The organism is Oerskovia sp. 140933, from assembly GCF_059651515.1.
This window is the reverse complement of the sequence record NZ_JAMXIO010000018.1, coordinates 42,988-69,088: the sequence shown is the minus strand read 5'-3', so window position 1 is coordinate 69,088 and position 26,101 is coordinate 42,988. Positions and strand designations below refer to the sequence as shown.

The following is a 26,101-nucleotide window of genomic DNA, read 5'->3' as shown; positions in this document are numbered from 1 at the left end:
TCCAGGTGTGCGAAGTATGTCTTGCGCGGGATACGCAGCGCGGTGACCGAGGATGTTGCCGCCTGATCACGAGCTCAATGTCCGAGTGCGCCCTTGGGGCCGGGCCCCGTACGGCACGGCATGCTGAGAACTGACGGCGATCTCCAGTGCGCCGATACTCTCGATCTCGAGCCGCACGTGGTCGCCGTCTTGCAGGGGTCCCACTCCTGCTGGGGTTCCGGTCAGGATGACGTCGCCTGGCTCGAGCGTCATGACCGAGCTCGCGTAGGCGATGAGCTCGGACACGGAGTAGATCAGCTCGGCCGTGTTTGTCTCCTGGCGCAGCACGTCTCCTACCCAGCACCGCAGATCAAGGTTGTCGGGGTCGGGGATCTCGTCGGCTGTGACGAGCCATGGCCCCAGGGGCGTGAAGGTGTCGAAGGACTTGCGGGTCGAGCGGTCCTCCGACGATCGCAGGCTGATGTCGAGGCCGCAGGTGTAGGCAGCGACGTGGTCGAGTGCGTGGTCGGGACCGATATTCCTTGCCGTGCGACCGATCACCACGGCCAGCTCGCCCTCTTGGTCGGTGCGCTTGTCGGAGTACGGCAGCTCGACCGTCTGTCCTGGGCCGATCACCGAGGTGCTCGCCTTGAGGAAGATCCCGTAGTCGGCGATCGACCTCTGCTCCGACATCTCGGCCTGATGGTCGAGGTAGTTCACGGGGGCAGCCACGATCTTGCCAGGGCGCGGGAGCGGAGCCGTGAGGCGGGTGCCATCGAGCGTCTGGCGAGGGCAGCGGTCCAGGTCAAGGATCGCCAGTTCGTCTCCGGTGTGGCCGGCGGCGAACCACTGGTGCCAGGGTCCCTGTCGATCCAGGCGGGTGGTCAGGTACTGGGAGACGTCGATCACGTCCGTACCATCGAGGACGACCGGGATCCGATCGTCGAGTAGTGCGAGTCGCATGAGGGTGCTCCAGGATTTCGGCTCGCCCTCAGGCGAGCGAGAGGGGTAGTGCAGGGGCGAGGCGGTCGCTGGCGGAGCCGGCGTAGAGCCAGTCGGTGAAGGCCGTCAGGTCAGCGCCCGTCCGCTCGAGCAGGACGTTGCGCAAGAGTCGTGCCGTGCCGTCGGCGTGACAGATCTCGCCGAACACCCGGGCACGGCGCTGCACCTCGGCTGTACGTGGGATTCGAGCGGTGGAGAAGGATTGCACCACCTGCGGCCAGTCGGTTGGGCCGTCGCTCTGGCCGACGAGCAGACTGAGCGTCTGGGCATCCTCGAGTGCCTGGCAACATCCCTGCGCGAGAAACTGGAGCATGGGGTGTGCTGCGTCGCCTGTCAGGAGGACGCGACCGCTCCCCCAGTGCTCAGCCGGCTCACGGTCGAACAAGGGCCAACGACGTTGGCGGCCGACCCGCGCGACGGCGTCGAGGACGCGTGGATGGCAGTCGGCGAAGACCGCTTCGAGCTCCGCTGGGGTCCCGTAGTCGAGGTCGCCCTCCTCGAAGCCGGGCGAGCGAAACGTCGCGACGAGATTGAGGACGCTCCCCGCGCGCAACCGGTACTGCACGACGTGCGCGTCGGGTGCCACCCAGCACACGACGTCGTCGAGATCGGGATCGTCCGTCACCTCGTCGATCTGGACCGTGCCCCGGTATGCGACGTAGCCAGACGGAACGACACCGTCTCCAACGATCTCCTCACGCAGTGCCGAGTGAAGCCCATCAGCCCCGATCGCCGCGGAGGCCCGGAACGTCCTGCCGTCCTCGCATCGTGCTGTGGTTCCCGAGTGGTCCTGAGACACCGAGCTGATGCGGGTAGCGGTGGTCAGTTCCACACCGGCCGCAACGCACGCCTCCAGGAGGATCTGATGCAGATCCGTGCGGTGGATCACGACGTAGGGCGCCCCATAGCGCGCCAGGAAGTCGCCACGAAGTGGAACTCGGGCGATCTCCGCCCCATTGATCGCGTCCCGCAGGACGAGATTCCTGGGTAGGACACCGGCATCGATCACAGCGTCGAGCAGTCCCCAGGACTCGAGGATGCGGGTCGCGTTCGGACCGAGCTGGAGACCAGCACCGATCTCACCGAAGGCCGGCGCCTGTTCGATCACCCTCACCGTCTGGCCTGACTTTGTGAGCGCTAGTGCAGCTGCAAGACCTCCGATACCGCCGCCGACAACCAAGACGTCCTGCAAGGGGACCACCACGTTGTGAACCATGCCAGGGACCGTAGGAGGCCGACGAGGCATGGCGCGATATCGTTCCGCTGTGAGGAACACTCGGCGTCACCCTCCGTTGCCTGTACGGCCCGCAACTGCGGTGGAGTCTCTCGACCGTGGCCTACGGCTCCTCCAGATGCTGCGCGACTACGGAAGCCTGCGCGTCGCCGATGCCGCCCGGCAGCTGGACATCTCACGGTCCAGCACACACCGCCTGCTCCAGACGTTGGTGTTCCGCGGCTTCGCGGTCCAGGACGAGTCCCACGTCTACCTGCCGGGTCCCTCGCTCGACGCGGGTCCTGCTCGACTAGCGTGGACCAGAGACTTCCGTCGCCTGTGCCAGCCACACCTGGAGGTCTTGTCGAGGCGCAGCCGTGAGTCCGCGAACCTCATGATCCGAGTGGATCGCAACGTTCGTTTCCTCGTGACGGTCGGTGCTCGAGGGGTTCACGCAACTCACGAACGGGACGGTGTCGTCATGTCAGCGCACGAGGCCTCGGGCGGTAAGGCGATGCTCGCTGCGCTCACGGACGACGACATCCGTTCCCTCTTCGAGCACGCACAGGAAGGCGACCTCCCCGAGGTTGCGATGGCGAAGCTCCTCGCGGATGTCGCGGCCGTACGCAAGCATGGGTTCGCGCTCAACGTCGAGGAGACGGAGCGTGGGGTTGCTGCCGTCGGCGTCGCCGTGCGTGATCGATGGGGCGAGACAGTCGGGGCGGTTTCGCTGTCGACGCGCGCCGACCGCTTCGCCGCTCGTCTCCAACCCTCGCTCCTCCCTCTGCTGACCGATGCGCGACATCAGATCGAAAGAGACCTGGCCGAGGTCGACCTCCCCTGAGAATGGCAGGGCTCGACACCCGGTGTGCCCCGCCGAGTGGGTCGTCTCAGGGTGTCCCGCCGAGAGCTGTCGCAGCCCGTGCGACGACGTCGCGCAGATACTCGTGCCCCGGGTCTCTCGTGTTGACCGGGTGCCACCACATCGCCTCGACGAGCGAGCCGAGGTCGACTGGTGACGGCACCACCCGGATCCCCGCATCGGGACCAAGGCGTCGAACGAGACGCTCCTGGAGGAGAGCGACACGATTGCTCCCCGCGACCAGGCCAGGCACGGTGAGGAAATGCTCGGTGACCACGTCCACCTGTGGCTCGACGCCCAGCATGCGCAGCCGTCGGGCGGCGGGTGTCGACGCCGTCGGGCTATGGAACGTCATCACCCAGGACAGGCCCCGCATCTGCTCGATCGTGAGCTCGGCACCCACCAACGTGTTGGAGTCCGCCACGACACAGACCCAGCGGTCCTCGTAGAGGTCCGCGTGCGGCAGGTCGGTGAGGAACCCGTGCGGCAGGAGAATGAGATCGGCCCCCACGAGCACCCGCTCGGCGTCGTCGACGAGGCCTGGCGTGTTCGCGGCCAGATGCAACCGCATGCCAGGTGCCTCCCGGGCAAGCAGGTCGGCGAGGGCCGTTCCCAGGACCGCGGTGCTGTAGTCACTGGTGATGATCGTGATCTCCCGGGTCGATGAGCCCGGATCGAAGACGGGCTCTGCGGCGAAGACCCGCTCGACGCCAGCAAGCACCGTGCGGGTTCGTTCGCGCAGCTGAAGGGCAAGAGGCGTCAGGTGATAGTCGTTTCCCACGCGGCTCAATAGTGCATCGTCGAAGTGTCGACGCAGGCGAGCGAGGGACGCCGACAGGGCAGGCTGGCTCAGGCCCATCTGGGCAGCTGCCTTCGTCACGCTGCGCTCCTGCAGGAGTGCATCGAGGGCTACCAGAAGGTTCAGGTCCAGGTTGGCAAGGTGTGAGACACGGGTGCTCCGCCGCGAGCTGCCCGAATCTGCCGCATCGACGCGGCTGATAGGCGTCATGGGTACATCATGCCTTGCCATGCCTTCATGGCAGCCTCACGGTGAACGAATGGCACAACGCAAAGAAGCGCCGGGATCCCCTGGGTCCGACCACGGGCTCCAAGGAGCAGTCGTCGTCGTCACGGGAGCGGCTCGAGGACAGGGCGCTGCGGAAGCGCGGGCACTGAGCGCGGCCGGCGCTCACGTCCTGGCCCTCGACAGAGCTGATCGGGCTGATGAAGACCTGGGAGATGCCGAGTACGTCCAGCTCGATGTCACCCAGACCTCGGCATGGGCGGAACTCGTAGCCGACGTCCGAGTTCGACTCGGACGCATTGACGGTCTGGTCAACAACGCCGGCGTCACGTGGCGCGCTCGGCTCGGCGACGTCACCGTCGAGGACCTCGAACGCGTCTACACCGTGAACGTGATCGGCCCCGTGCTCGGGATCCAGCACTGCACGCCACTCATGGGGCCGGGGGGCTCGATCGTGAACGTGGGGTCGGTCGCGGCCTTGACCGGCCACGTCCCGGTGGCCTACACGACGAGCAAGTGGGCTCTGCGGGGCTTGACCAAGGTCGCTTGCCTGGAGCTCGGATCTCGAGGAATCCGCGTGAACGCGGTCCATCCGGGCTATGTCGAAACCCCCATGACGGCGACGGCCTCGGAGGCGTTCCGCGCAGCGAACATCGCCGAGACACCGCTCGGTCGCACCGGCACCGTCGACGAGGTCGCCGCGCTCGTGGTCTTCCTCCTCGGACGCGGGTCTTCCTTCATCAGCGGCGCCGAGATTCCGGTGGACGGAGGCATGACAGCGCACGGCGGGGTCAAGTCGATCGCCGACCTCCTGCCGCCTGGAGGGCCGACGCCGTAAGCGGGCCCAGGGCGCGGTGACGTAGCACAAGGGCAGGACTGGCGGGACGCTACGCGCTGCCGCGCTGCGCTCTCCGAGCGTCCGATACGACCAACAGGCCCGAGCCTCGCCACGAGGACCCCGCTCCGCCGCCCAGGCAGTCGTCCGGCAGTGTGCGCGACCGCTGTCATCACTCTCAGTGATGTGCGACATCGATTCTGAGGTCTTCCCTGATGCGTTCGTTCTGACGCACAGTCATCTGACCGCGCGGCGCTGCGCGTCCTCTGGGACGGGCGCCAGCGGCTCCTGAAGAACCTGGCCGAGAGGACGTTCAATGACGAACATGCTGGCGCACCTTGCCCACCTGGAGATCACCTCCCCGGACGTGGAGGCCTCCGTCGCCTTCTACGAGAAGCAGTTCGGGCTGCGGCCCGTCGAGCGCGACGAGGACGGCACGACATACCTGCGTTGCTGGGGTGACTACTACCCGTACAGCCTTGTCGTGTCCCCCGGCGACGAGCCACGACTGGTCAACATGGCCTGGCGCACCTCGAGCGCAGACGCGCTCGAGGAGGCGGCCGCCAGGGTCCAGGCCAAGGGAGTCGAGGGCACCTGGCACGACAAGCGCCAGGGCCACGGACGCTCCTTCCAGTTCACTGGGCCGTTCGGCCACACGATGGAGCTCTACTGGGATGTGCCGAAGCACTCGGCACCTGTCGAGCTCGCCTCGGTGTTCCCGGACCGGCCCGAGAAGCGCAGCTCGCACGCGGCCGCCCCGCGGTTCTTGGACCACGTGACGATCGCCGCGAGCGACGTCAAGGCTTTCGCTGCGTGGTACAGCGAGGTCCTCGGGTTCCGTGTCATGGCCTTCACCGAGCTCGACCACGCCGAGATCACCGTCTTCAGTGTCCTGACGACGAACGAGAAGTCCCACGACCTCGGCGTCGTCCTGGATTCGTCCGCTCGGGGCGGGCGCGTCAACCACATCGCCTTCTGGACCGACTCCGTGCAGGAACTTCTCGTGGCCGCCGACGTGCTCATGGAGAACGGCGCGCAGATCGAGTACGGACCGAGCATCCACGGGATCGGCGAGCAGTCCTTCCTCTACTTCCGCGAGCCCGGCGGCATGCGGATCGAGCTGAACACCGGCGGCTACCGCAACTACGTCCCCGACTGGCAGGCCAACACGTGGCGGCCCTCGGTGGGCTCGAACAGCATCTACCGCAACTCCGCGATGCCGATGTCGATGACGGAGTGCTTCCCGCCCGACCCGGGCAAGCCCTCGGCCACCGAGGAGGGAGTGCTGCCCGGAACCGAGGACGCACTCGTCAACCCGTACGCACGGCACGGCCAGGGCTGAGGCGGCATCGTGTTCCAGTATTTCCCCGGAAACTACGTGTGGAACCTGTCGGTCAACCTGGCCCTGCAGATGGGCGGACAGATCGGCGAGATCGACACCGTCTGCCGTCCGCTTCTCGACACCGCCACACAGGGTGATGACGCCGGCACGGTAGCGCTCATGGCCGCCTGGGAACGGCAGGGCGACACCCTCGTCGAGCTCGCGAACGAAGACGAAGCTGCAGGGCACGAGCTGTCGGCCGGCGAGAAGCTCGCTCGGGCCGCGACCTACTTCCTGACCGGCGAGCGGATGCAGGCAGCAGGTCACGCACCGCGCGCTGCGTTGTACGCCAAGTTCCGTGACACGTTCGACCGTGGCACCCACCTGGCGCGCGAGAACGCCGAACGGGTGGAGATCCCCTACGCAGGTACGCACCTCTCGGGCATCCTCACCCACGCGTTGGCCCCGGACGGAACCCGGCTCCCGGGCTCGAGTCCGCTGCTCGTGCAGGTGAACGGCCTGGACAGCACCAAGGAGATGCTCTACCGCACGGGGCCGGCGGCGAAGCTCGCCACCCGCGGCATCTCCAGCCTGTGTCTGGACCAGCCAGGAACCGGGGAGGCGCTGCGTCTCCACGGTCTGCACGCCATCCCGGAGGCCGAGAAGTGGGCGTCCGTGGTCTACGAAGCGGTGGCAGGCCGTGGCGACGTCGAGGCCGACCGGGTCGGTCTCCTGGGCGTCTCGCTCGGCGGCTACTTCGCGCCCAGAGCCCTCGCATTCGAGCCGCGCTTCGCCCTCGGTGTCGCCTGGGGTGCCAACCACGACTGGCGCGCGGTCCAGAAGGCACGGCGCGCCCGCGAGGGCGAGCGACCGGTCCCCCACTACTGGGAGCACGTGCAGTGGGTGTGGGGGGCCCGGGACCTCGACGACTTCTTCGAGATCGCGGAGAACGTCCACCTCGACGGCGTCCTGGACCGGATCCAGGTGCCGTTCCTCGTCACACACGGCGAGCACGACCGGCAGATCCCGCTCGAGTACGCCCACCGCACGTACGACCAGCTCACGGCCTCACCCGACCGCGAGCTCGTGGTGTTCACAGACCGCACCGGCGGCACCGCCCACTCCAGCGTGGACAACGGGTCCGTCGCCACGGATGTCATCGCCGACTGGGTTGCCGACCGGCTGGGCGGGAGAACACGATGACCACGGCCGTGCAGGCCCACGGTGAGGTCGCCGACGACCTGCCTCCCGTGCTCGACCGGGCCGACCCGGAGGGCGCGATCGCTGCGGCCGCCGCCCGATGCTCGAACTGGGGCCGGTGGGGCGAGGACGACGTCAAGGGCACGCTCAACCTCGTGACTGACGAGCACCGCCGACGAGCCGCCGCGCTGGTGCGGCGGGGGGCCAGCTTCTCGCTGGCGCAGAGATTCGACATGGACGGCCCGCAGAAGGGCTGGCGACGGCGCACCAACCCGGTGCACACGATGCTCGATACGGGGGTCGAGGCAGAGTTCGGCGACCAGGGCCTCCCGCACGGCATCGGCGGGGCCGACGACGTGGTGGCCATGCCCTTGCAGTGCTCCACCCAGTGGGACGGGCTGGGGCACATCTTCGACCACGGCCGCGCCTGGAACGGACGTCGCGCGAGCGAGGTTGTCACCTCGGCGGGCGACGCCGTCACCGGCATGGAGACCGTCGCCGCTGACTTCGCCGGACGCGGGGTCCTGCTCGACGTCGGGCGGCACCTGGGCGCCGCGACCGGCGGTGAGTTGCCGGACGGCTTCGCGATCCTGCCCGAACACCTCGACGCCACGATCGACGCGCAGGGCCCCACGTCTCAGGTCGGTCCCGGCGACTTCCTGGTCGTCCGGACCGGGCACTACGGGCGGACCCGCCGCGAAGGGTGGGGCGGCTACGCGGGCGGACCTGCCCCGGGACTCTCGTTCACGACCATCGACTGGCTCCGCGAGCGCGACGTGGCCGCGGTTGCCACGGACACCTGGGGCGTCGAGGTCAGGCCCAACGAGTTCGAGGACGCGTTCCAGCCGTTCCACCAGGTCGTCATCCCCCATCTCGGCTTGTTCCTCGGCGAGATGTGGGCGCTCGAGGAGCTCGGCGAGGACTGCTCCGACGAGGAGGTCTACGAGTTCCTGCTCGTCGCACCACCCCTGCCGATCACCGGTGCCGTCGGTTCGCCCCTGAACCCTGTCGCCCTGAAGTGAACGGCTGATCCCCCAAATCGAACCACCCGGAAGTGAGGCAACGATGCCTGCAGTACGTTCCGTCCTGATCGTCGGCGGTGGAGCCGCCGGCACGGCAACCGCCATCCAGCTCGCCCGAGAGGGAGTGGCTGTCGAGCTCGTCGAGGAGCGCCCCGACGTGCCCGACGTCGGGTCCGGCATCACCCTGCAGGGCAATGCCCTACGGATCCTGCGTGAACTCGGCGTGTGGGACGACATCCTCGCAGCCGGCTACCCGTTCGACTCCCTCGGCATCCGCCTGCCCGACCCCGCCGCGACCCTCGTGGCCGAGATCCCCGACGTGCGCACCGGCGGACCCGACCTCCCGGCCACCCTCGGGATGCCCCGCCCCGTCCTGGCACGCGTCCTCCTGGACCGCGCTGCCGAGACAGGGGTCAAGATCCGGTACGGCACCGTCCCGGCGACTCTGAGCCAGGACGCCTCGGGAGTCGACGCGACGTTCGCCGACGGATCGAGCGGACGGTACGACCTCGTCGTCGGCGCCGACGGCATCCACTCGTGGACGCGACGAGAGCTCGGCATCGATGTCGAGCCGACCAGCGCCGGTATGGGGATCTGGCGGGTGCACGTGCCTCGCCCGGGCGCGGTCGAGCGCACCGACCTCACCTACGGCGGCCGGTGCTACATCGCCGGCTACTGCCCCACCGGTGCGGACACGATGTACGCCTACCTCGTCGAGGACGTGCAGGACCGGTCGGAACTGAACCACGCCGAGCAGATCGACGTCTTCCGCGACCTCGCGTCGTCGTACCACGGCGCCTGGGACAGGATCCGGGACAGCCTCTCTCCGGACACCTTCATCAACTACGCGCGCTTCGAGCACCACGTCGTACCGGGCGCCTGGCACAGCGGGCGCGTTGTCCTCGTCGGCGACGCCGCACACTCCTGCCCGCCGACGATCGCCCAGGGCGCCGCGCAGGGGTTCGAGGATGCCCTCGTCCTCGCCGAGCTCCTCGTCGCCGCGGATACCTTCGACGAGTCGCTCCTCTCGTCCTACGCGAACCGGCGCCGGCCCCGCGCCTCGACCGTCGTCGAGGCGTCGGTCCAGGTCGCTCGGTGGATGCTCGACCACACCCCGCCGACCGAGGCGGACATCCCCGGCCTCATGCGACGTATCTCGACTCTCGTCACGGACCCGGCATGAGGTTCGCGCGGTACGAGCTTGCGGGGTCAGAACATCACGCGCTCGTCATCGGAACGCCGGGCGAGGAACGCCTGCACGATCTGCGCCCCGGAACTTCGCTCCTCGACCTCGCGGGAGCAGGCTTGCCCGCCGCCGCTGAAGCGGCGTCGTGGGCACGCGCCAGCTCCCCGCTCGTGCCGATCTCTGACGTCCGTCTCCTGCCACCGCTGCAGCCACCGTCGGTGCGGGACTTCGTCACGTTCGAGGAGCATGTCGAGGGTGTCGTGCGCAGCGTGTCCAGCGACGGCGCCGTCCCCGCCGCCTGGTACGACGCGCCAACGTTCTACTTCACCAATCCGCACTCGATGGTCGGTGCCCATGACGACGTCCCCGTGCCGCCTGGTTCCACACAACTCGACTTCGAGCTCGAGGTAGCCGTCGTGGTGTCCCACCCGGGGACGAACCTCTCCCCTCGTGCGGCGCGCGACCACGTCTTCGGGTACACGGTGTTCAACGACTGGTCTGCCCGGGATCTTCAGAGCCGCGAGATGCAGGTCAATCTCGGGCCTGCCAAGGGCAAGGACTCCGCCAGCACGCTCGGGCCGTGGATCGTCACGGCCGACGAGCTCGAGGAGTACCGGGACGCCGACGGGTACCTCGCCCTCGGACTCGGCGCGACGATCGGAGGTCGAACGGTCGGTCGCGACCTGTTGTCGAACGCAGCCTGGACCTTCGAAGAGTTGATCGCGTACGCCTCTCGCGGGACCTGGGTCCGGCCAGGCGACGTCCTTGCCTCCGGGACATGCGGCAACGGGGGATGCCTCGCCGAGCTCTGGGGCCGCGGTGGTGTCCAGGATCCGCCGCCGCTCGTACCCGGCGACGTCGTCCGGCTCGAGGTCGAAGGGATCGGCGCCGTCGAGAACCGAATCGTTCCCGGACCCTCCCTCAGCGACCTTCCGTTCGTACCGCCCGCACGCCCCAGAGACCGACGGCGCGACCGAGTCTCGGACACCGCGACCCACGTGCCGCGGGAGGTGAGATGACCACGCTCGAGCCTGACGCACACCAGGCCCTTGCCGGTGTGCTCCGTGACGGCATGACCATCGCCGTCGGAGGGTTCGGCCTCTGCGGAGTGCCCTACGACCTCATCGATGCCGTCCGTGCCTCCGGCGCCCGTGACCTCACGATCGTCTCCAACAACATGGGAGTGGACGGCCAGGGTCTCGGGGTGCTGCTGGAGAACGACCAGGTCCGCCGGGTCCTCGCCTCGTACGTGGGCGAGAACAAGCTCTTCGCCCGCCGCTTCCTCGACGGTGAGCTCGAGGTCGAGCTGGTCCCACAAGGCTCCCTCGCCGAACGCCTCCGGGCGGGAGGCGCAGGCATCCCCGCCTTCTACACGCCCACGGGCGTCGGCACAGCCGTCGCCGACGGCAAACCCACCGCCGAGTTCGACGGCCGCACGTACATCCTCGAACGCGCGATCCGGGCCGACCTCGCGCTCGTACATGCACACACGGCCGACGCGGCCGGCAACCTGCGATACCGGCTCACGGCGCGGAACTTCAACCCGGTCGTCGCGACGGCCGCGCCCTTCACGGCAGCATCCGTCGAGCACCTTCTCGATCCGCGGGTCGAGGGATACCTCGACCCGGACGACGTCATGACGCCCGGCGTCTTCGTGGACGCCGTCGTGACGACCACCCACGACAAACCGATCGAGAAGCGCACCGTACGCGAACGTGCTCCCCGCAACGCCGCCGTCCCCACATTCCACGGAGGTTCCTGACGTGCCCTGGACCCGCGACCAGATGGCCGCCCGAGCAGCGCACGAGCTTCGTGATGGCGACTACGTCAATCTCGGGATCGGCATCCCCACGCTCGTCGCCGGTCACGTGCCGGGCGACGTGCGTGTGACCTTGCAGAGCGAGAACGGACTTCTCGGCATCGGTCCGTTTCCGCTGGACGGCGACGAGGATCCCGACCTCGTCAACGCCGGCAAGCAGACGGTCACCATGCAGCCCGGTGCCAGCTCCTTCGACTCCGTGACGTCCTTCACCATGATCCGCGGTGGACGCATCGCGGTGGCGATCCTCGGCGCGCTCCAGGTCTCGGCCGCCGGTGACCTCGCCAACTGGCAGGTCCCCGGGTCCATGGTCAAGGGAATGGGAGGGGCGATGGATCTGGTCGTGGGTGCGCGACGGGTCGTCGTCCTCATGGACCACCTCACCCGGGACGGCGCACCCAAGATCGTCGAGGAGTGCGACCTGCCGTTGACGGCCCGAGGCGTCGTCGACCGCATCATCACAGACTGCGCCGTGCTCGACGTCGCGCCGAGCGGGCTGATCCTGCGCGAGCTCGCGCCCGGCGTCACCGCCGACGACCTTCGGACGTCGACGGAACCAGCGTTCCACGTTGACCTCGATCTCACGCGGCTCCCTGCCGCGGATTCAGGCACATGAGGCAGACCAAGGCGCACGAGATCGTCATCGTCGGCGCCGCTCGCACACCGCAAGGACGACTGCGAGGCCAGCTCGCACCGGTACCCGCCACCGAGCTCGGCGCGATCGCTCTCCGCGGCGCACTCGCCCAAGCCGACATCAGCCCCCGTGTCGTGGACGGAGTCGCGATGGGGCAGGTCCTCCAGGCCGGCGCCGGCCAGAACCCCGCCCGTCAGGCCGCGCTGGGCGCCGGCCTCGACTGGGAGGCTCGCGCCGTCACGGTCAATACAGTGTGCCTCTCAGGCCTCACCGCGATCATCGAAGCGGCCCGGTGGCTGCAGCTCGGCGAGGCAGAGGTGGTCGTCGCAGGCGGGATGGAGTCGATGACCCGGGCTCCTCACCTCCTCCCCGAGTCTCGCGCGGGATACACCTTCGGCGATGTGGGGCTCCTCGACCACGCAGGTCACGACGGCCTCACCGACGCGTTCGACGAAGTCGCCATGGGCGAGCTGACAGAGCGCAGCATCGTCAGCCAGCCGATCAGCCGAGTCCTCCAGGACGCCCTCGCGGTGCGTTCTCACCGCCGAGCGGCACGGGCCAGCGCGGACGGCACCCTGCGCGCCGAGATCGTCCCAGTCCACGTCCCCCACCGCCGTGGCGAACTCCTCGTCACGGACGACGAAGGCGTTCGCCCGCAGGCCACGGGCGACACGCTGGCGCGTCTCGCGCCAGCGTTCCACCCCGACGGCACCATCACCGCCGGCAACGCCTCTCCGTTGTCCGACGGCGCAGCAACGGTCGTCCTCACGACCCGAGCGCGCGCCGAGGCCGAGGCATGGCCCGTGCTCGCCTCACTCCGAGCGCACGCCGAAGTAGCGGGACCGGACAACACGCTCCTCGAACAGGCCGCCCGCGCGCTCACCATCGCGCTCAAGGCCGAGAACTGGACCACCGACCAACTCACCACGATCGAGATCAACGAGGCCTTCGCCGTCGTCGTCGCCGCATCGGCGCACGCCCTCGGCATCGACCCATCAGATCCCCGGCTCAACACGGACGGTGGCGGCATCGCCCTCGGACACCCGCTCGGAGCGAGCGGAGCACGGCTCGTCGTCCACGCAGCACACACCCTCCGACGCACCGCAGGGCGAGCAGGCGTTGCGCTCTGCGGTGGCGGCGGACAGGGGGCCGCACTCCTCCTCCAAGGGTGAGCCATCTGCCCAGGCACCCCCTCAGGTGACGGCCCGTCACTTCCCATGACCGCTGGCAGGCGCACGTCTCCTACCGAGCGCCCGCTAACGACGCGCCTCGACGACGAGACGCACGCAGTTGACACACCACCGTCGAAGATCAAAGGAGATCTCATGACTGACGTTGTTGAACATCACACGGCGACCCCACGCAGAGCGGGCGTCGCCCAAGCGGTGCCCTTGCTCGCGGCCAGCTGCATGCCGGTACTCGGGTCAGTCCTCATCACCCCGGTACTGCCGCAGATCTCCGAGCACTTCGCGACCGTCCCCGGCGCTCCCGTGCTCGTGCCGATGATCGTCGCCATACCGGCCCTGATGATCGCCCTCTTCGCGCCCTTCGCCGGGCAGATCGCCGACCGGATCGCGCGCAAGAAGCTCCTCCTGGGCGCACTCATCATCTACTCGGTCGTCGGTGTCGCCCCCGCGTTCATGGACGCACTCCCCAGCATCCTCGTCACCCGCGTCCTTCTTGGCATCTGCGAGGCCGCGATCATGACTGTCGCGACAGCGCTCATCGTCGACTACTTTCCCGACGAGAAGCGCAGGAATCGCTACCTCGGGCTGCAGGCCGTCACCGCGACCCTGGCCGCGACAGCCTTCATCGCCATCGGCGGCGCGCTGGGTGCCAGCGGCTGGCACACACCGTTCTGGATCTACTCAGCGGGGTTCGTGATCGCCGTCCCGGTCGCGCTCCTCCTCTGGGAACCCACGGCCCAGCGGTCCACCTCCGCCGCGACATCACTCGCGCTGTCCCGCATCCCCTGGCGCGAGATCTCCGTCCCCCTCCTCGTGACGCTGACAGGCGGCATCACGTTCTACGTGCTGATCGTCGAGATCAGCTACCTCGTGGTCGGTACCGGAGTCGATGCCCAGTCCACCGCGGTTATCGGTGCCGTTGCGGCCGGGGCATCTCTGGCCACTGCCGTCGGCGGCCTCACCTTCCCGCGCGTGGCACGGTTCACCCCCGCGACGCTGCTTCCCACGGCATTCGGGTTGCAGGCCATCGGCATGCTGGTCATCTGGCTCGCACCAGGCGGCCTCGCAGCATTGGTCACGGGAGCGGTGATCACGTCGGTGGGATCTGGACTACTCCTGCCAACCCTGGTGGTCTGGGTCATCGCACGCCAGCCGTTCGAGCAGCGTGGTCGTGTCTCCGGGCTATGGAACTCATCCTTCTACCTCGGTCAGTTCCTCGCTCCGCTCGTCGTGACCGGAGTGGCCGCCGCTCTCGGCGGTCTGCCCGCGGCGATCGGTGCCGTCGGGGCAGCGGCACTCGTACTCGCCCTACTCCTGCTCGCGCGGAGCCGACGATCACCGATCGGCGACAGCACGCCCGACTGACGGCCTTCGCCGCTACAAGTGATGCAGGGCCGGGGCGCACCAGCAGCCCCGGCCCGATCGCGGCCTAGAAGTGGTGTGCAAGCGGTTGGAGTCCACTGACCGCGCATCCACTGCCACAACAGCGCGCTTGATCAATCGACACCAGCACCACCGATCGCCGCCACACGTACCGTGGTCTCGCACTTGTTTGTTACAAAGGTGCGTTCGTTTGCAAACTAGTCTGCATCTCGACACCGGTCAGACCAGGGAAGATGACGAAACTACGGGCTAGACCTGCATGTCCACGAAGCGCGCGTAGTGCCCTTGGAACGCGACGGTGATCGTGTCGGTCGGGCCGTTACGGTGCTTTGCGACGATCAGGTCGGCCTCACCGGCTCGCGGGGACTCCTTCTCGTAGGCGTCCTCACGGTGCAGAAGGATGACCATGTCGGCGTCCTGCTCGATGCTGTTGTGGACGGCGATACCGTTGGCGACGAAGTTGTGGGTCCCGACGACCGTCGCGTCGTAGACGGGCTTCTCGCCCTCGGGGGTGATGGAGACGACCTCGTCCCACAGCAGGTCGTTGACCGCCATGATCTCGAGCTCCTCGCTGTCGAGGACTTCCGCGATCTTCCCGAGCCGCTGCCGGGAAGGCGATGCCTTGAACATCGCGCTCCCGCTGAACTGCGTCCCCATGGCTTCGGCGAACTTGCGGTGCGACATACTGCGTTCCTCGAGGAGCACGCGGACGTCGTCCCACACCTGGCGCGGCACGGTGTCGACGTTGGTGTTCGCGCGGGTGTCCCGGATGATCTCGAGGAGGCGCTCGGCGGCGGCACCGCGCTCGCCGTGCACCCCGATCTCCTGGAGGAACCGTCGCTGGTCGTCCACGCCGGAGATGTCGAGCGTGTACCCGGTCCGGTACGCGCCCTTGGCGGTTGCCGTCCGCAGGCGTGTCGAGATGCCGAAGCGCAGCAGCAGGCGGGAGAGCCCGTCGACGAGCTGACGCGAGGTCGAGGCGTAGTAGATGCGACCGCTGCGACCGTTGGCGTTGACGGTCACCGAGCCGTCGGTCGCCCAGATGTGCCGGATGAAGAGCGCGATCTGCTCCTTCGGCAGGTGGAACACGGTGGACGGCACGAACTTCTCGTGGCTCCGCGCCCCGAAGAGCCCCATGTCGTCGAGCCACTCCGCCACGGGGTTCCGCTTGCCCCGGGCGAGCCGGTACGGCGCGGGGAGGCGAAGCGTGGTGCAGCGGGCGACCGCGTACTCGTCGCGGATCGGGGTGATGCCGAAGGCACCCGCGGCCTCCGAGACGACCGCGAGGTTCTTCTCGTCGATCGACGCGTAGCGGATGGGCTGGCGCTTGACGAACGAGCCGTCGCCCAGCATGTGGGCGAGCATGACGACCTTGCGGTCGTCCCACGCGACGCTCTGCTCCGGTCCGGGGACGTGGCGCGGCACGCCGAGGCGCGAGCCCACCTGCAGCTCGCCGAGCGGCGTCCAGCCCTCGTAGGTGAGGAACGGGTGGTTGGCGGTCGCGCTGATCTCCTTGCCGGAGGCCAGCTTGAGCCGGAACGTCTCGCGCGTCCCGGTGGGGAACACGTGCGTGAGGTGGCGTCGCACGTACTGGAGGCGCTCGTTGAGCGCCCACACGGGCACGTCCTTGGCACCGAGGGCGTACAGCTCACCCATCGTGGTCTCGGCCCCCGTGTCGGCTCGCAGGATCTTGGTGTCCTCGGTGAGGCAGCCCGACTCACGCAGGTCGCTCATCGCGGGCTTCTTGTCCGTGCGCTGCTCGGCGCCACGGTTCAGCTGCGAGATCGCGATGACGGGCACCTCGAGCTCCTTCGCGAGGAGCTTGAGCGCACGCGAGAACTCGGAGACCTCCTGCTGTCGGGACTCGACTCGCTTGCCCGACGTCATGAGCTGGAGGTAGTCGATCACGACGAGCTTGAGGTCGTGCTTCTGCTTGAGCCTGCGGCACTTGGCGCGGATCTCCATGAGCGACATGTTGGGCGAGTCGTCGATGAAGAGCGGCGCCTCGGAGATCTTGCCCATGGTGCCGGCGAGCTTCTGCCAGTCGTCCTCCCCCATGGAGCCGTTGCGCATCTTCTGCAGGTGGATGCGCGCCTCGGCAGCCAACAGACGCATCGTGATCTCGTTGCGGCTCATCTCGAGCGAGAACACGACGGACGTCATGTTGTGCTTGATCGACGCCGACCTGACGATGTCGATTCCCAGCGTCGAGTTGTGCGTGGGGATCATCGTGCGACTAGCCAGGTAGAGGTGCTCGGGGTGGTCGATCTCCACGCACCGGACGGGCACCGAGTCGATGCGTCGGACGTCGACGATGAAGCGAGACCTCAGTCGAGGGGTCGACGGGCGACGACGTTCCTTGTGAACCAGTTTCTTCCGCTCGAGAGCGAAGACGTCGTCGTCGGTCGTGAACGTGATGGTGTAGGCGGTGGACGACTTTTCGGATCGCCCGCCCACCCTCTTCTCGGACCAACCCGTCCGGTACCCGAGGCTGTGGATCAGTTCGCGGACGCCTTCGGCAAGGCGCCGGTTCGTCAGGGCGATCTGGGGGCTACCCGTGGGATTGACCGTGCCGTCCGTGTCCAGGAGTCCCGCCAGCAGCTCGCGACGCTGCGCCTCGCTCGCCCGGAGGTAGGTGAGGGGGATGTGCTTGTCGTCCATCACACCGAGCGTGCGCAGGATCCCGGCGACGGTCCCGCGAGCGTTGTGGCAGTCCTGGCAGCGCCGAAGACCGGTGCTGGGGCGTCCGCAGTCCGGGCACGTCGGGGCAGGCATCTTCTCGGAGATGCCCTTGGACTTCCCACCGCACGAGCGTCCACAGGTCTTGATCTGGCTCGTACGTGGCAGGAACTCGCGCCCGCAGACGACACAGTTCCGCGTGGCGACGGCCGGTGCCTCGGGAAGCTGCAGCGTGTAGAGGCGCGCCGCCCCCTCGAAACGCGTGCGCTCCTCGGCGACCAGTCCCAGCCCTTCGATACGTGCCGCGATCTCGGGATCGGCAGACGTGAACCGGGCTGATGCGGAGTGACCGTCCCCCAGCCAGACACCCAGGGCGTAGGGATGCAGGGGAAGGTCCGCCACGGGGAGTGCCAGCGCACCCGCCGTCCTCACCGCGTGGTTGGCGCGTCGGTCTGCCGTCTCGCACCGGAGCGTCGCGGCGATCTCCTCGGTGGTCCGAACGGTCCCGTCCAGCCCACCCTTCCGGCGCGACGCCCTGGTGCTCGTCGACCATTCGTGCAGCGCATCGGCCACGATCGTCGTACCGTCGTCGAACACGACCTCGTAGCACGGCCGGTCCGTGAGGACCTCGGTCGCGCCCACGACGGTCGTCGGGGTGCCGTCCGCAGCGAGGAGCTGGTCACCGACCGCCACCTCGCCCATGGTGGTCCACCCCGTCGGCGTGGGCAGGAGGGTGTCGAGCGCGAGCGCCTTCCCGATGGCCGGGCGCGCCGCGATCACGATCATCTGCCCGGGGTGCAGCCCGTTGGTCAGGCGGTCAAGGTCCGCGAACCCGGTCGGGACCCCCACCATGCCCTCGCCGCGGTGCCCGGCGGCCTCGATCTCGTCGACGGTCCCGCCGATGACCTCGCCCAGGACGATGTAGTCCTCGGCGGTGCGTCGTTCGGTGACCGCGTAGACCTCGGCCTGCGCGTTGTTGACGACGTCGTCGACGTCGCCCCCGTCGGTCGCGTACCCGAGCTGCACGATGCGCGTCCCGGCCTCGACGAGGCGGCGCAGCACGGCCCGCTCGCGCACGATGCGGGCGTAGTAGCCCGCGTTCGCGGCGGTGGGGACCATGGCCATGAGGTCGTGGATGTAGGGCGCTCCGCCGATCCGTCCCAGCTCGCCGCGGCGCGTGAGCTCGGCGACGACCGTGATGGCGTCGGCAGGCTCACCACGACCGTAGAGGTCGATGATGACGTCGTAGATCGACTCGTGCGCGGGCTTGTAGAAGTCGGTGCCGCGGATCTGCTCGATCACGTCCGCGATGGCGTCCTTGGACAGGAGCATGCCACCGAGGACGCTCTGCTCGGCCGCGATGTCCTGCGGCGGGGTGCGGTCGAAGCCGGGACCACCGCTGCCTGCGGGCGGTCCGAAGCTCGACTCGAGCTCGTCGATCGACATGCGGGCCCCTCACTCCCCCGGCGTGGCCGGGTATCGTCCTGCGTCGCACATCTGTTCTACTCCGGCCCACCAACACGTCCTTGAGCCCGCGTCGTTGAGGGGTGTCGTGTGGTGCTGCACCGTCGACCGTCCGTAGGCCCGAGCATGCACGACTCAGCGACAGTAGATCGCGCTTCCATCCCCCGCAAACGACCCTGTTCACAGAGGTGTGGACAGCCTGTGGACAGACCCCGCCAGCCTGTTCACAGCCATGTGGACAACCATGTGGACAACTGACGAGTTGTCCCCTGTACAGGCCCATGAGCAGCCTGTTCACTAGGCTCAGGGGTGTGGACGAAAGAAATTCCGGCGACACGCCGCACGCACGCCAGCCAGCTCCCGGTCAGCCCTCCGACGCCGGTCGTTCACCCCGTTCACCCGAGGACCCCTCCCCGGTCACCGCCGGTGCCCCGCACCCGCAGCCGTCGTCCACAGGGAGCGCCCCGCCGAGCCGTCGCGTGATCGACCGGCAGATCCTGGCCCTCGCGGTCCCTGCCCTGGGCGCGCTCGTCGCGGAGCCGATCTTCGTGCTCGTGGACAGCGCCGTCGTCGGGCACCTGGGGACCGCCGAGCTCGCCGGGCTCTCCCTCGCGTCCACGGTCCTCCTGACCCTCGTCGGCCTGTGCGTGTTCCTCGCGTACGCGACGACCGCGGCCGTGGCCCGGCGCATCGGCGCCGGGCACCGGCGCGAGGCGCTCCAGTCCGGGATCGACGGGATGTGGCTCGCGCTCGGGCTGGGCCTCGTCCTCGCGGCGACCCTGTGGGTAGGTGGCGGCTGGGCGATCGGCGCGATGGGCGGCACGGGCGAGGTCGCGGAGCACGCCCTGGTGTACCTGCGGTGGTCGGGTCTGGGCCTGCCCGGCATGCTCGTCGTCCTCGCCTCGACGGGGGTCCTGCGCGGCCTGCAGGACACGCGCACGCCCCTCTACGTCGCCGCGGGCGGAGCGACGTTCAACGCGGTCCTCAACGTCGTCCTCGTGTACGGCGTGGGCCTGGGCATCGCGGGCTCGGGCATCGGGACCGCCGTCGCACAGCTCACGATGGGCGCGGTGCTCGCGGTCGTCGTCGTGCGCGGGGCCCGACGCGAGGGTGCCTCCCTGCGCCCCGCCGCGGGCGGCATCTGGTCCAACGCGCGCGCCGGCGCACCGCTGTTCGTGCGCACGCTCTCGCTGCGCCTCGCGATCCTCCTGACGGTCTTCGTCGCGACGGGGCTCGGCGAGGTCACGCTCGCCGGCTACCAGGTCGTGGCGTCGGTGTGGGGGCTCGCGGCGTTCGCGCTCGACGCCCTCGCGATCGCCGCGCAGGCCCTCGTGGGTCACGGCCTGGGCGCCGGTGACCGGTCGCACGTGCGCTCGGTCCTGCGTCGCACGCTCGAGTGGGGCGTCGCGGCGGGCGCGCTCCTCGGCCTGGTCATGGCGGCGGGCGGATGGTGGTTCGCGCTGTTCTTCACGTCCGACCCCGACGTCCGCACCGCCGTCGCGCTCGGGATGGCCGTGTGCGGTCTGCTGCTCCCCATGGCGGGGTGGGTCTTCGTCCTCGACGGCGTGCTGATCGGCGCCGGGGACGGCCGCTACCTCGCGTGGGCGGGCATGGTCACGTTCGTCGTGTACGTGCCGTTCGCGCTGGCGGTCCGCGCCCTCGCGCCCGACGGCGCCGCCGGCCTCGCGTGGTTGTGGGCGGCCTTCGCGGGGGTCTTCATGGCGGCGCGTGCCCTGACCACGGGGCTCCGTGCGCGCGGCGACCGGTGGATGGTCACGGGCGCCTGAGACGCCGCCCGGCCCGGGACGCACGAAGGCCCGGCCCCCTCCGCAGAGGGGACCGGGCCTTCGGTGACGATCTCCGATCCATCCATCCCTCACGGGACAGGGGCGATCAGTCGATCAGGCAGCCACCACGTTGACCGCGATGTTCGCCGAGACCTCGGCGTGCAGGCGGATGGTGACCGTGTACGAACCGGTCGACTTGATCGGCTGGCCGATCTCGATCTTGCGCTTGTCGACGGACGGGCCGCCGGCAGCCTTCACGGCCTCGGCGATGTCACCCGTGGTGACAGCACCGAACAGACGGCCGCCCTGGCCCGCCTTCGCGGTGACGACGACAGGCTTCGACTGCAGCGAGTCGCGCGTCGCCTTGGCCTCGTCGAGCGTCGCGATCTCGCGAGCCTTGCGAGCCTTGCGGATCGCAGAGATCTGCGACTCGGCACCCTTGGACCATCCGGTCGCCAGGCCACGGGGCACGAGGAAGTTACGGGCGTACCCGTCCTTGACCTCGACCACGTCGCCGGGCTCGCCCAGGCCGGTGACCTCGTGGGTCAGAATGAGCTTTGCCATGTTCTATCCCCTCTCGATCAGCGTGCGGACGACGAGTACGGCAGGAGCGCCATCTCGCGAGCGTTCTTGACGGCACGTGCGATCTGACGCTGCTCCTGGACGGAGACGCCGGTCACGCGACGGGCACGGATCTTCCCGCGGTCGGAGATGAACTTCCGCAGCAGGGTCGTGTCCTTGTAGTCGACCGACTCGATCTTCGCCGACTTCAGGGGGTTGGACTTCTTCTTGGGCTTGCGCACCACTGGCTTCGCCATGGTGTTGCTCCTTCACAAGGTGCTATCCCCGGCCGGGGTGGGTGCCGTCGTCGGGCACCTGCCCCGCCGGGAAGGGTTTGTCTGGGGTGAGCGGTGACTAGAAGGGGGGCTCGTCCGAGAACGAGGACCCACCCGACGACGCCGGGCCAGCCGTGGCCCACGGGTCGTCGTTGTTCTGCTGGCCACCGCCGGAAGCGCTGAAACCACCGCCGTTCGAAGCGCCGCCGCCGCCGAAGCCGCCGCCACCACCGAAGTTGCCGCCGCCCGAGCGCTGGGCCCGGGTGACCTTCGCGGAGGCGTACTTCAGGGAAGGACCGATCTCCTCCACCTGCAGCTCGACGACCGTGCGCTTCTCCCCCTCGCGGGTCTCGTACGAACGCTGGACCAGACGGCCCTGAACAACCACGCGCATGCCCTTGGTCAAGGACTCGGCGACGTTCTCCGCGGCCTCGCGCCAGATCGAGCAGCGCATGAACAGCGTGTCGCCGTCCTTCCACTCGTTGCTCTGGCGGTCGAAGGTGCGCGGCGTGGACGCCACGGTGAAGTTGGCGACGGCAGCCCCAGCGGGGGTGAAGCGAAGCTCCGGGTCCCCGGTCAGGTTCCCGACCACCGTGATGACGGTTTCACCAGCCATGCCAGCTCCTCATTGTTCGTTGCGTATCGAAGACTCTTCGAAGGGGATGACCCCCGTCCGCGGACATCCCACCACGTGCCACCGACGTCGTCCGTGAGGACGCGCAGCGCACCGGGGGTGCCACGAGGGAAGTCAGACGTGCGAGGCGATCAGCGAGCGTCGGTGCGCAGGACCTTCGTGCGCAGGACGACCTCGTTGAGGCCGAGCTGACGGTCCAGCTCCTTGGCCGTGTCCGACGTCGCGGTGAAGTCGACGACGGCGTAGATGCCCTCGGACTTCTTGTTGATCTCGAAGGACAGGCGGCGACGGCCCCAGATGTCCACCTTGTCGACAGTGCCACCGTCGGTCTTGATGACCGTCAGGTACTTGTCGAGCGACGGAGCAACGGTGCGCTCCTCGATCTCGGGGTCGAGGATGATCATCAATTCGTACTGACGCATGCGGTTAACCCACCTCCTGCGGACTCAGCGGTCACGGTCTCTCCGTGACAGGAGGGTTGTGCGTCGCTGTGCGGTCACCGTGCTGATGGCAGCGCGGAACAAGACACAGCAAGATCCCAAGGTACCCGGTCATGGCCGGGGTCGGGAAATCTGGGTGGTGCTCCGGTGGCGGCGCGGACCGCGCCGCCACCGGAGCAGGAGCTACTGGCCCCCGCCGCCGCCTTGTCCGCCACCGGCGTTCCCCTGACCGGTCGAGCCCTCCTCGCCGCCCTCCGGCGGATCAGGGGTCGGGGTCGGGGTCGGTGTCGGGGTCGGTTCCGGTGCGACCGGCTCGGGCCCCTTCGACAGGACGATCGAGACGCGGCTGCCCGGCGCGACCTGCTTCCCGCCGGGGGCGCGGATGACCACGCCCGGAGGCTCGGGCGAGTAGGCCTCCGTGAAGCTGGCGGTGAGGTCGAGCTCCGCGAGGATCTGCGCGGCCTCGGCCTTCGACTTGCCCAGGAGGTTCGTCGGGACAGTCACCGTGGTCGGCTCCTCGGGCTCCGTGGGCTCCTCGGGCTCGACCGGTTCCTCGATCGTCGGGACGTCCGACGGCTCCTCGCTCGGGGTCGCGGTCGGGGTCGGCTTCTTCATCGTGTACTTCGGGAACTCCTGGACGTCGGCGTACTGCGGGAGCGCGAGCACGCCCTCCATGTACGACGTCCACGCCTCCACGGGCCAGGTACCACCCGTGATGGACTGGCGGGACCACTTGCCGAACGAGGTGATGGACTCCTGAGCCTTGGTGTCGTCGTTGTACTGGTAGAGGCCGACGACGGTCGCGAGCTGCGGCACGTACCCGGCGAACCACGCCGACTTGTTGTCGTTCGAGGTTCCGGTCTTGCCGGCCACGGGGCGCCCGAGGGCCTTCGCGTGCGCGCCCGAGCCACCCTTCTGCTCCACGACCTGCGTCATGGCGTAGGTAGCGGCGGCCATCACGTCGGGCGCGAAGACCTGCTCGTTGCGCCCCTCCGGCTCCCAGATCTCGGCGCCGGCGTTCAGCGTCGTGACCGACTGCACGACGTGCGGCGTGGACTCGTACCCCTGCGCGGCGAACGTCGCGTAGGCGTGCGCGAGGTCGATGGGGCGCACCGTGGCGGAACCCAGCACGTTGGACGGGACGGGCAGCAGGTCCTGGGTGTCCTTGGGGATGCCCGCCTTGACCGCCGCGTCGACCGTCGCCTGCGGGCCGACCTCCATGTTGAGCGCCGCGTACACGGTGTTGACCGATTTGGCGGTCGCCTTGACGAGGTCGATCTGCCCGTAGGGCTCGTCGCCGAAGTTCACGACCTTGCGGTCACCGTCGTAGAACCCGGGGACCTGGATGTTGTTGTTCCCGTCGTAGCGCTCCGACAGGTCGATGCCCTTCTCGAGCGCCGCGACCAGGGTGAACGGCTTGAACGTCGAACCTGCCTGAGCCGCGCCCTTGGTGGCCGTGTTGTAGGGCTTGGAGACGTAGTCCGAGCCTCCGTACACCGCCTTGACCGCTCCGTCCGCCGGGTCGATCGACACGATGGACGGGGTCAGGTACGGCGACGCAGCGTTGTCCCCCTCGCGCGGGAGCGTCTCGGGGTTCTCAGCGGTCTTGACCGCCAGCTCCTGCATGGACTTGTTGAACGTCGTGACGACCTTGTAGCCCTTCTTGTACAGGTCCTCGACGTCGCGCCCGGAGTTGGCCCACTCCTCCTCCACCAGCTCGAGCAGGTAGCCGGCCTGGCCCCCCTTGGAGTTCGCCGCGGGCTTCTTCGGCTGAACCTCCGGGAAGACGGCTGCAGCCTTCTCCTCGGCCGAGATGAAGTCGTGCTCGGCCATGCGGTTGATCACGCGCTGCCACTTCTCCTGCGCGATCTCCGGGTTGACGGCCGGGTCGTACCTGTTCGGGCTCGGGATCACCGCGGTGATCAGCGCGGCCTGGGAGATCGTGAGCTGCGCCGCCGGGACGTTGAAGTACGCCTTCGCGGCCGCCTCGATGCCGTGCGCACCACGACCGAAGTAGATCGTGTTGAGGTAGTTCCCCAGGATCTCTTCCTTGTCCTGCTCCTGGGTCAGGCGCAGGGCGAGCATCGCCTCACGGAACTTGCCGACGTAGCTGGAGATCGTCTCGTCGGAGTAGTAGCGCTCGGCGTACTGCTGGGTGATGGTCGAGGCCCCCTGGCGCGCACCACCCTTGAGGTTGTTCACGGCAGCACGGGCGATGCCCTTGATGTCGATGCCGGAGTTCTCCCAGAAGGTCTCGTCCTCGGACGCGACGACCGCGTTGCCCACGTACTCGGGCAGGGTGTCGAACGGCACGATCACCCGGTTCTCGACCTGGAAGGACCCGATCTCCGAGGCACCGTCGTCGTAGTACACCGTGGTCTTCTGCTGCTGGGTCGCGTACGCGGGCTCGCTCGGCACCGACGTCGTGGCGTAGGCCGCGATGACCACTCCTGCGACCAGGGCGACACCCGTGAGGAAGGTCCCGAGCAGCACACGCCACGACGGGAGCCACCGACGGAATCCCTTGACATGGGAGCGGGGGTAGTTGAAGAACCGGCGCTTGCGCGCCGTGGTGGCCGTGCGCGCTGTGCTGGCGGTGCGCGCCGTGCCCTTCGTCTGCCTCGCGGAGCTCGCCACGGTTCACCTTCCTCTGGGAGTCACTTCTGGCCCGGACAGGCGCCGCGCTACGCCCAGGAAGGGGCGAGGGGGGACGCGGACATGCATCGGACCACCCTGAACAATAGGCCGTCGGTCCGCCGGGGCAAGGACCACGACGGGCGGATCGCCATTGTTTCGCCACAGCCACGCTGCAGGTCCGCCAGTCCTTCACATCTGCTCGCCTGCAGGAAGACATTGCGCGCAGGAGCGATTCCACCTAGCCTGTCGATGTATCGACTCGATACATCGAGTAGGTGAACCAGCCCGAACCGCCCTCCGCGCGGCAACGGTCCCAGCGGAAGAGGAGGTGTCATGGCACGCAGCCGTTCCGACGTGCTGGAGACAGCCATCCTCGGCCTCCTCAACGAGTCCCCGCTGCACGGGTACGAGCTCCGCAAGCGGCTCAACCTGATGCTCGGCTCGTTCCGCGCCTTCTCCTACGGTTCCCTCTACCCGGCGCTCAAGGCGATGGTCGCGCACGGCCACATCGTCGGCACCGAGTCACCCACCACCCCTCCCCACGCACTGTCCGGCAAGCGTGCCCGGATCGTGTACCAGCTGACGGCCGAGGGCAAGGAGCGTCTTCAGACGGTCCTCGCGAGCTCGGGACCGGCGGCCTGGGAGGACGAGAGCTTCGACGTCAGGTTCGCGTTCTTCGCGCAGACCGACGCCGAGACCCGTCTCCGCATCCTCGAGGGCCGGCGCAGCCGGCTCACCGAGAGGCTGGAGTCGGTCAGGGAGTCAGCGGCTCGCACTCGCGAGCGGCTGGACGAATACACCCTTGAGCTGCAACGTCACGGCCTGGAACAGGTCGAACGTGAGGTTCGCTGGCTCGACGGACTGATCACGACCGAGCGCGACCGTCGTCGCACCCGGCCGTCGAGCGGCCCCGAGAACCGTCACGGGCACGACAACCACTAATTACGAAGCCGTCGG

22 protein-coding genes are annotated in these 26,101 nt (G+C 68.6%); 13 read left to right on the top strand and 9 right to left on the bottom strand.

The features are described from left to right. Nucleotides 1-66: 66 nt before the first annotated feature. Together NHG27_RS11260 and NHG27_RS11255 are read right to left on the bottom strand one after the other, a co-directional pair. On the bottom strand, nucleotides 67-888 hold the full coding sequence (locus NHG27_RS11260; RefSeq protein WP_497016355.1) for a fumarylacetoacetate hydrolase family protein: 822 nt from the start codon (nucleotides 886-888) through the stop codon (nucleotides 67-69). A gap of 82 nt (nucleotides 889-970) precedes the next feature. Beyond that, complete coding sequence (locus NHG27_RS11255; RefSeq protein WP_497016354.1) at nucleotides 971-2,197, bottom strand: FAD-dependent monooxygenase; 1,227 nt, start codon at nucleotides 2,195-2,197, stop codon at nucleotides 971-973. On the opposite strand from NHG27_RS11255, the gene NHG27_RS11250 reads away from it, so the two are divergent. Continuing rightward, nucleotides 2,196-3,038: an IclR family transcriptional regulator gene (locus tag NHG27_RS11250; RefSeq protein ID WP_497016353.1), complete on the top strand. Its 843-nt coding sequence runs from the start codon at nucleotides 2,196-2,198 to the stop codon at nucleotides 3,036-3,038. The two genes, NHG27_RS11255 and NHG27_RS11250, sit on opposite strands and share 2 nt — an antisense overlap. A gap of 46 nt (nucleotides 3,039-3,084) precedes the next feature. Here the strand turns inward: NHG27_RS11250 and NHG27_RS11245 are convergent, their stop codons facing one another. After that, the gene (locus NHG27_RS11245) at nucleotides 3,085-4,065 is read right to left on the bottom strand and encodes a LysR family transcriptional regulator (RefSeq protein WP_497016352.1); all 981 of its coding nucleotides are present in this window, start codon (nucleotides 4,063-4,065) and stop codon (nucleotides 3,085-3,087) included. A gap of 49 nt (nucleotides 4,066-4,114) precedes the next feature. On the opposite strand from NHG27_RS11245, the gene NHG27_RS11240 reads away from it, so the two are divergent. The 10 genes from NHG27_RS11240 (at nucleotide 4,115) to NHG27_RS11195 (ending at nucleotide 14,649) form a co-directional block, all read left to right on the top strand. Then, complete coding sequence (locus NHG27_RS11240) at nucleotides 4,115-4,918, top strand: SDR family NAD(P)-dependent oxidoreductase (RefSeq protein ID WP_497016351.1); 804 nt, start codon at nucleotides 4,115-4,117, stop codon at nucleotides 4,916-4,918. Nucleotides 4,919-5,231: 313 nt separating this feature from the next. Continuing rightward, nucleotides 5,232-6,257, top strand: coding sequence for a VOC family protein (locus tag NHG27_RS11235; RefSeq protein WP_497016350.1), 1,026 nt, complete (start codon nucleotides 5,232-5,234; stop codon nucleotides 6,255-6,257). A 9-nt stretch (nucleotides 6,258-6,266) separates the two neighbouring features. Further along, nucleotides 6,267-7,439 carry an alpha/beta hydrolase family protein gene (locus NHG27_RS11230; RefSeq protein WP_497016349.1) on the top strand — a complete coding sequence of 391 codons (1,173 nt, stop codon included), beginning with the start codon at nucleotides 6,267-6,269 and terminating at the stop codon, nucleotides 7,437-7,439. After that, nucleotides 7,436-8,458: a cyclase family protein gene (locus NHG27_RS11225; RefSeq protein WP_497016348.1), complete on the top strand. Its 1,023-nt coding sequence runs from the start codon at nucleotides 7,436-7,438 to the stop codon at nucleotides 8,456-8,458. Before NHG27_RS11230 ends, NHG27_RS11225 begins: the two co-directional genes overlap by 4 nt. A 43-nt stretch (nucleotides 8,459-8,501) precedes the next feature. Further along, nucleotides 8,502-9,641, top strand: a complete 1,140-nt coding sequence (locus NHG27_RS11220) for an FAD-dependent monooxygenase (protein WP_497016347.1) — start codon at nucleotides 8,502-8,504, stop codon at nucleotides 9,639-9,641. Continuing rightward, nucleotides 9,638-10,663 carry a fumarylacetoacetate hydrolase family protein gene (locus NHG27_RS11215; protein ID WP_497016346.1) on the top strand — a complete coding sequence of 342 codons (1,026 nt, stop codon included), beginning with the start codon at nucleotides 9,638-9,640 and terminating at the stop codon, nucleotides 10,661-10,663. Before NHG27_RS11220 ends, NHG27_RS11215 begins: the two co-directional genes overlap by 4 nt. Then, nucleotides 10,660-11,406: a CoA transferase subunit A gene (locus NHG27_RS11210; RefSeq protein WP_497016345.1), complete on the top strand. Its 747-nt coding sequence runs from the start codon at nucleotides 10,660-10,662 to the stop codon at nucleotides 11,404-11,406. The genes NHG27_RS11215 and NHG27_RS11210 overlap by 4 nt, the downstream gene beginning before the upstream one ends. A 1-nt stretch (nucleotide 11,407) precedes the next feature. Then, complete coding sequence (locus tag NHG27_RS11205) at nucleotides 11,408-12,079, top strand: CoA transferase subunit B (protein ID WP_497016344.1); 672 nt, start codon at nucleotides 11,408-11,410, stop codon at nucleotides 12,077-12,079. Continuing rightward, nucleotides 12,076-13,269, top strand: a complete 1,194-nt coding sequence (locus NHG27_RS11200; protein WP_497016343.1) for an acetyl-CoA C-acyltransferase — start codon at nucleotides 12,076-12,078, stop codon at nucleotides 13,267-13,269. Before NHG27_RS11205 ends, NHG27_RS11200 begins: the two co-directional genes overlap by 4 nt. Before the next feature lie 153 nt (nucleotides 13,270-13,422). Then, complete coding sequence (locus NHG27_RS11195; RefSeq protein ID WP_497016342.1) at nucleotides 13,423-14,649, top strand: MFS transporter; 1,227 nt, start codon at nucleotides 13,423-13,425, stop codon at nucleotides 14,647-14,649. Nucleotides 14,650-14,916: 267 nt separating this feature from the next. Here the strand turns inward: NHG27_RS11195 and NHG27_RS11190 are convergent, their stop codons facing one another. Then, entirely contained in the window at nucleotides 14,917-18,792 is a 3,876-nt protein-coding gene (locus NHG27_RS11190) for a replicative DNA helicase (RefSeq protein WP_497016341.1), read from the bottom strand. Nucleotides 18,793-19,289: 497 nt separating this feature from the next. Between NHG27_RS11190 and NHG27_RS11185 the strand changes: the two genes are divergently transcribed. Next, nucleotides 19,290-20,597: an MATE family efflux transporter gene (locus tag NHG27_RS11185; protein ID WP_497016340.1), complete on the top strand. Its 1,308-nt coding sequence runs from the start codon at nucleotides 19,290-19,292 to the stop codon at nucleotides 20,595-20,597. A gap of 114 nt (nucleotides 20,598-20,711) precedes the next feature. Here the strand turns inward: NHG27_RS11185 and rplI are convergent, their stop codons facing one another. The 5 genes from rplI to NHG27_RS11160 all read right to left on the bottom strand — a co-directional run bounded on the left by rplI (nucleotide 20,712) and on the right by NHG27_RS11160 (nucleotide 25,144). After that, on the bottom strand, nucleotides 20,712-21,161 hold the full coding sequence (rplI, locus tag NHG27_RS11180; protein ID WP_030152656.1) for a 50S ribosomal protein L9: 450 nt from the start codon (nucleotides 21,159-21,161) through the stop codon (nucleotides 20,712-20,714). A gap of 17 nt (nucleotides 21,162-21,178) precedes the next feature. Further along, entirely contained in the window at nucleotides 21,179-21,415 is a 237-nt protein-coding gene (gene rpsR, locus NHG27_RS11175; RefSeq protein ID WP_030152654.1) for a 30S ribosomal protein S18, read from the bottom strand. A gap of 97 nt (nucleotides 21,416-21,512) precedes the next feature. Then, the gene (locus NHG27_RS11170; RefSeq protein ID WP_497016339.1) at nucleotides 21,513-22,049 is read right to left on the bottom strand and encodes a single-stranded DNA-binding protein; all 537 of its coding nucleotides are present in this window, start codon (nucleotides 22,047-22,049) and stop codon (nucleotides 21,513-21,515) included. A 149-nt stretch (nucleotides 22,050-22,198) separates the two neighbouring features. Further along, complete coding sequence (rpsF, locus tag NHG27_RS11165; RefSeq protein WP_056654034.1) at nucleotides 22,199-22,489, bottom strand: 30S ribosomal protein S6; 291 nt, start codon at nucleotides 22,487-22,489, stop codon at nucleotides 22,199-22,201. A 201-nt stretch (nucleotides 22,490-22,690) separates the two neighbouring features. Next, nucleotides 22,691-25,144 carry a transglycosylase domain-containing protein gene (locus tag NHG27_RS11160; protein WP_497016338.1) on the bottom strand — a complete coding sequence of 818 codons (2,454 nt, stop codon included), beginning with the start codon at nucleotides 25,142-25,144 and terminating at the stop codon, nucleotides 22,691-22,693. Nucleotides 25,145-25,477: 333 nt separating this feature from the next. Between NHG27_RS11160 and NHG27_RS11155 the strand changes: the two genes are divergently transcribed. Beyond that, nucleotides 25,478-26,086, top strand: coding sequence for a PadR family transcriptional regulator (locus NHG27_RS11155; protein WP_193719470.1), 609 nt, complete (start codon nucleotides 25,478-25,480; stop codon nucleotides 26,084-26,086). Nucleotides 26,087-26,101: the final 15 nt, after the last annotated feature.

What these genes read in the sequence shown, in the direction of transcription:
- NHG27_RS11250 (WP_497016353.1), top strand. Translation starts at nt 2,196, where the DNA reads ATGCCAGGGACCGTAGGAGGCCGACGAGGCATGGCGCGATATCGTTCC.
- NHG27_RS11255 (WP_497016354.1), bottom strand. Translation starts at nt 2,197, where the DNA reads ATGGTTCACAACGTGGTGGTCCCCTTGCAGGACGTCTTGGTTGTCGGC.
- NHG27_RS11245 (WP_497016352.1), bottom strand. Translation starts at nt 4,065, where the DNA reads ATGACGCCTATCAGCCGCGTCGATGCGGCAGATTCGGGCAGCTCGCGG.
- NHG27_RS11240 (WP_497016351.1), top strand. Translation starts at nt 4,115, where the DNA reads ATGGCACAACGCAAAGAAGCGCCGGGATCCCCTGGGTCCGACCACGGG.
- NHG27_RS11235 (WP_497016350.1), top strand. Translation starts at nt 5,232, where the DNA reads ATGACGAACATGCTGGCGCACCTTGCCCACCTGGAGATCACCTCCCCG.
- NHG27_RS11225 (WP_497016348.1), top strand. Translation starts at nt 7,436, where the DNA reads ATGACCACGGCCGTGCAGGCCCACGGTGAGGTCGCCGACGACCTGCCT.
- NHG27_RS11220 (WP_497016347.1), top strand. Translation starts at nt 8,502, where the DNA reads ATGCCTGCAGTACGTTCCGTCCTGATCGTCGGCGGTGGAGCCGCCGGC.
- NHG27_RS11215 (WP_497016346.1), top strand. Translation starts at nt 9,638, where the DNA reads ATGAGGTTCGCGCGGTACGAGCTTGCGGGGTCAGAACATCACGCGCTC.
- NHG27_RS11210 (WP_497016345.1), top strand. Translation starts at nt 10,660, where the DNA reads ATGACCACGCTCGAGCCTGACGCACACCAGGCCCTTGCCGGTGTGCTC.
- NHG27_RS11200 (WP_497016343.1), top strand. Translation starts at nt 12,076, where the DNA reads ATGAGGCAGACCAAGGCGCACGAGATCGTCATCGTCGGCGCCGCTCGC.
- NHG27_RS11195 (WP_497016342.1), top strand. Translation starts at nt 13,423, where the DNA reads ATGACTGACGTTGTTGAACATCACACGGCGACCCCACGCAGAGCGGGC.
- NHG27_RS11190 (WP_497016341.1), bottom strand. Translation starts at nt 18,792, where the DNA reads ATGTCGATCGACGAGCTCGAGTCGAGCTTCGGACCGCCCGCAGGCAGC.
- rplI (WP_030152656.1), bottom strand. Translation starts at nt 21,161, where the DNA reads ATGGCAAAGCTCATTCTGACCCACGAGGTCACCGGCCTGGGCGAGCCC.
- rpsR (WP_030152654.1), bottom strand. Translation starts at nt 21,415, where the DNA reads ATGGCGAAGCCAGTGGTGCGCAAGCCCAAGAAGAAGTCCAACCCCCTG.
- NHG27_RS11170 (WP_497016339.1), bottom strand. Translation starts at nt 22,049, where the DNA reads ATGGCTGGTGAAACCGTCATCACGGTGGTCGGGAACCTGACCGGGGAC.
- rpsF (WP_056654034.1), bottom strand. Translation starts at nt 22,489, where the DNA reads ATGCGTCAGTACGAATTGATGATCATCCTCGACCCCGAGATCGAGGAG.
- NHG27_RS11155 (WP_193719470.1), top strand. Translation starts at nt 25,478, where the DNA reads ATGGCACGCAGCCGTTCCGACGTGCTGGAGACAGCCATCCTCGGCCTC.